The organism is Bordetella genomosp. 7, assembly GCF_002261265.1.
In the GTDB taxonomy this organism is placed as follows: domain Bacteria; phylum Pseudomonadota; class Gammaproteobacteria; order Burkholderiales; family Burkholderiaceae_B; genus Bordetella_A.
The window spans coordinates 2,501-6,966 of record NZ_NEVK01000002.1 but is presented as its reverse complement, the minus strand read 5'-3'; the positions used below and the strand labels follow the sequence as shown (position 1 = coordinate 6,966).

Sequence of the window (4,466 nt, the reverse complement as noted above, 5' to 3'; positions counted from 1 at the left end):
GCGGCACAGTTCGGCCACCTTGGCCCCTGCCTCGGCCTCCTTCAGCACCCCGATGATCTGTTCTTCCGTAAATCGTTTCTTCATTGCCGTTCCTTTGTGAACGGACTCTACATCGATTTCGTACTAACCACGGGGAGCAGGTCAATACTTCGTGTGCAACTGCCAGCGCGGCGATTACGCTCTGCCCATCAGCATGAGTACTTTCGGCCAATGCCAGAATGGAAGGCAGCACGTAGGGGGTAATGTGCCCCGGCGGAATAAGACAAGCGTCGAAGTCGATCGCATTGATCAGTTCGCCGTTGACGAACGCGGCTGAAGCAAGCGACAACTTGCCGCCTCCGAACACTGTCGCTTCCGGCGTGCCGCTCGCCTGTCCAGCCTTCAGAGCCAGTTTTCCTTTGTACACCGTCAGCGCGGCATACGAGCATGCCAAGCTGTCGAGGGAAGTCTAGGAAGGGTGCCATAGGTAGGCAATTTGATTTCCTACCGGCATTGTTTGGCTTTTCCCGATCTCAGCTGGCCGGGGTCCATGCGCGCATCGGATGCGTATTGCGGCCGTTCGGACCGGCAGGGCATACCATTGCACCGCTGCAACGGCGCCGGCCAACAAAAAGGCCGGCGCAAAAGCGCCGGCCACGTGCAGGGTTCGATTGTTGGCTTAAGCGTAGGGGGCAGGCGCAGTGCCCTCGAGCAGAGCCAACCAGCCCTTGATCAAGCGATACAACACCCATACCACGGTCGCTGCCAGGCCGATCCAACCGATAAACACCAGGGTCGCAATCGCGCTGATGGCCAGCCATAGCAAAGCCCACCAGAAGGTGCGCAACAACCAGTCAAAGTGCGCTGCGTACATAGTGCCTGCGGTGTCTGCGCGCTTGACATACATCAGCACGACGGCCGCCAGCGTGGCAATGCCAAGGAACCCGCCGGTCAGGAAGCCCAGGGCATACAGGCCGTAGGCGACGTGGGTAAGCGTGCGTAGGTCGGGCGACGTGCTGGTCTGGGGAATCTGGGGGTCGCTCACGATAACAGCTCCATCGAATAGATTTAGGCAATCTTACCGCACATAAGAGCACGATCGCGGCGAATGGCTGTTCGTAATACGCAGGTGTGGCTGTGTCGCGACGGAGCGCTGCATCGGGGGCATGGGCGCTCGGCAGCTGTACCGCCGCGTATGCATTGTAATTTTGCGTGTTTCAAAGACAAAACCCCAGCACGTTGTATGTGCTGGGGTTTTGAGGGATAAGAGCCTGACGATGACCTACTTTCACAGACGGGAAGTCCACTATCATCGGCACGAAGGCGTTTCACTGTCCTGTTCGGGATGGGAAGGAGTGGGTCCACCTTGCTATGGTCGTCAAGCGTAAGCGCTAGGGTGCACGAGGTTTAGGGTCTCGGGCACCGCAATTGGGAAGAAGCACATCGAGCTGGGCGACAGGCGTTTCGGCCTGGCCAGCGATTGTGAAGGTATTTATTGATTGAACGGCACTTGTTCGCTATGTGTCATATCAGGTCTATAAAACCCGCAGAGTTATAGGATCAAGCCGCACGGGCAATTAGTATCGGTTAGCTCAACGCATTGCTGCGCTTCCACACCCGACCTATCAACGTTCTGGTCTCGAACGACCCTTCAGGGGGATCAAGTCCCCGGGATACCTAATCTTCAGACGAGTTTCCCGCTTAGATGCCTTCAGCGGTTATCTCTTCCGTACTTAGCTACCCGGCAATGCCATTGGCATGACAACCGGTACACCAGAGGTACGTCCACTCCGGTCCTCTCGTACTAGGAGCAGGCTCCGTCAAGTATCCAACGCCCACGGCAGATAGGGACCAAACTGTCTCACGACGTTTTAAACCCAGCTCACGTACCTCTTTAAATGGCGAACAGCCATACCCTTGGGACCGGCTACAGCCCCAGGATGAGATGAGCCGACATCGAGGTGCCAAACACCGCCGTCGATATGAACTCTTGGGCGGTATCAGCCTGTTATCCCCAGAGTACCTTTTATCCGTTGAGCGATGGCCCTTCCATTCAGAACCACCGGATCACTATGTCCTGCTTTCGCACCTGTTCGACTTGTCAGTCTCACAGTCAAGCACGCTTATGCCATTGCACTATCAGCACGATTTCCGACCGTACCTAGCGTACCTTCGAACTCCTCCGTTACGCTTTGGGAGGAGACCGCCCCAGTCAAACTGCCTACCATGCACTGTCCCCAATCCGGATAACGGACCAAGGTTAGAACCGCAAACAAACCAGGGTGGTATTTCAAGGACGGCTCCACCGAATCTGGCGACTCGGTTTCTGCGCCTCCCACCTATCCTACACAGGCCGGTTCACAGTCCAATGCAAAGCTACAGTAAAGGTTCATGGGGTCTTTCCGTCTAGCCGCGGGTAGATTGCATCATCACAAACATTTCAACTTCGCTGAGTCTCAGGAGGAGACAGTGTGGCCATCGTTACGCCATTCGTGCAGGTCGGAACTTACCCGACAAGGAATTTCGCTACCTTAGGACCGTTATAGTTACGGCCGCCGTTTACCGGGGCTTCGATCAAGAGCTTGCACCCCATCACTTAACCTTCCGGCACCGGGCAGGCGTCACACCCTATACGTCGACTTTCGTCTTGGCAGAGTGCTGTGTTTTTAATAAACAGTCGCAGCCACCGATTCTCTGCGGCCCCTTCAAGCTCTGCGCGCAAGCGCATCACCCTAACGGGGCATACCTTCTCCCGAAGTTACGGTATCAATTTGCCGAGTTCCTTCTCCTGAGTTCTCTCAAGCGCCTTGGAATATTCATCCCGTCCACCTGTGTCGGTTTGCGGTACGGTCTCGTACAGCTGAAGCTTAGAGGCTTTTCTTGGAACCACTTCCAATCACTTCGGTCCACTTGGGACCTCGTGCCACACCCTTGAATTACGCGCCCGGATTTGCCTAAGCGCCTTCTCCAATGCAGCAACAGGGACATCCAACACCCTGATGACATTCCGCGATCCGTCCCCCCATCGCACTGTACGACGGTGCGGGAATATTAACCCGCTTCCCATCAGCTACGCATCTCTGCCTCGCCTTAGGGGCCGACTCACCCTGCGCCGATGAACGTTGCGCAGGAAACCTTGGACTTACGGCGAGGGGGCTTTTCACCCCCTTTATCGCTACTCATGTCAGCATTCGCACTTCTGATACCTCCAGCAGCCTTTACAAGCCACCTTCGCAGGCTTACAGAACGCTCTCCTACCGCGTGCACTCTAAAGTGCACACCCGCAGCTTCGGTTTATCGCTTGAGCCCCGTTACATCTTCCGCGCAGGACGACTCGATCAGTGAGCTATTACGCTTTCTTTAAAGGATGGCTGCTTCTAAGCCAACCTCCTGACTGTCTATGCCTTCCCACTTCGTTTCCCACTTAGCGATAATTTGGGACCTTAGCTGGCGGTCTGGGTTGTTTCCCTCTTGAGTCCGGACGTTAGCACCCGGTGCTCTGTCTCCCAAGCTGGACTTGCGGGTATTCGGAGTTTGCCATGGTTTGGTAAGTCGCCATGACCCCCTAGCCATAACAGTGCTCTACCCCCCGCAGTCATACTTGAGGCACTACCTAAATAGTTTTCGGAGAGAACCAGCTATTTCCAGATTTGTTTAGCCTTTCACCCCTATCCACAGCTCATCCCCTAGTTTTTCAACACTAGTGGGTTCGGTCCTCCAGCACGTGTTACCGTGCCTTCAACCTGGCCATGGGTAGATCATCTGGTTTCGGGTCTACACCCAGCGACTGAATCGCCCTATTCGGACTCGCTTTCGCTACGCCTTCCCTATCCGGTTAAGCTCGCCACTGAATGTAAGTCGCTGACCCATTATACAAAAGGTACGCCGTCACCCCATAAAGAGGCTCCGACTGTTTGTATGCATACGGTTTCAGGATCTATTTCACTCCCCTTCCGGGGTTCTTTTCGCCTTTCCCTCACGGTACTGGTTCACTATCGGTCGATCACGAGTATTTAGCCTTGGAGGATGGTCCCCCCATCTTCAGACAGGATTTCACGTGTCCCGCCCTACTTCTCTTACGCCTAGTTCCACAAACCAGATTTCGTCTACAGGGCTATCACCTGCTACGGCCGGACTTTCCATTCCGTTCGACTACCTGATCTGCTAAATCGTAAAGGCTCTTCCGATTTCGCTCGCCACTACTCTCGGAATCTCGGTTGATGTCTTTTCCTCGAGCTACTGAGATGTTTCAGTTCACCCGGTTCGCCTCCACTGGCCTATGTATTCAGCCAGGGATACTGCATCGCTGCAGTGGGTTTCCCCATTCGGACATCTGCGGATCAAAGCTTGTTTGCCAGCTCCCCGCAGCTTTTCGCAGGCTACCACGTCCTTCTTCGCCTGTGATCGCCAAGGCATCCACCATATGCACTTAGTCGCTTGATCCTATAACACTACCGTCTTATAGGACGCTGATATGTTTCGCGTTT

The 4,466-nt window shown here is 54.9% G+C and carries 2 protein-coding genes, 2 rRNA genes and 1 pseudogene; all 5 read right to left on the bottom strand.

Annotation, left to right across the window (positions count from 1 at the left end):
- Positions 1-84 (bottom strand): transposase (locus tag CAL19_RS19565; protein WP_141214351.1); only part of this gene is annotated, 84 nt, incomplete at its 3' end.
- A gap of 118 nt (positions 85-202) precedes the next feature.
- Positions 203-406 (bottom strand): annotated as a pseudogene (locus CAL19_RS02320) (MmgE/PrpD family protein); the annotation flags it as partial.
- Between the two features lie 252 nt (positions 407-658).
- Positions 659-1,024, bottom strand: coding sequence for a DUF4870 family protein (locus CAL19_RS02315; RefSeq protein WP_094795926.1), 366 nt, complete (start codon positions 1,022-1,024; stop codon positions 659-661).
- 224 nt (positions 1,025-1,248) lie between these two features.
- Positions 1,249-1,362: ribosomal RNA gene (gene rrf, locus CAL19_RS02310) — 5S ribosomal RNA — on the bottom strand.
- Positions 1,363-1,535: 173 nt separating this feature from the next.
- Positions 1,536-4,422, bottom strand: a 23S ribosomal RNA gene (locus CAL19_RS02305).
- Between the last annotated feature and the right edge of the window lie 44 nt (positions 4,423-4,466).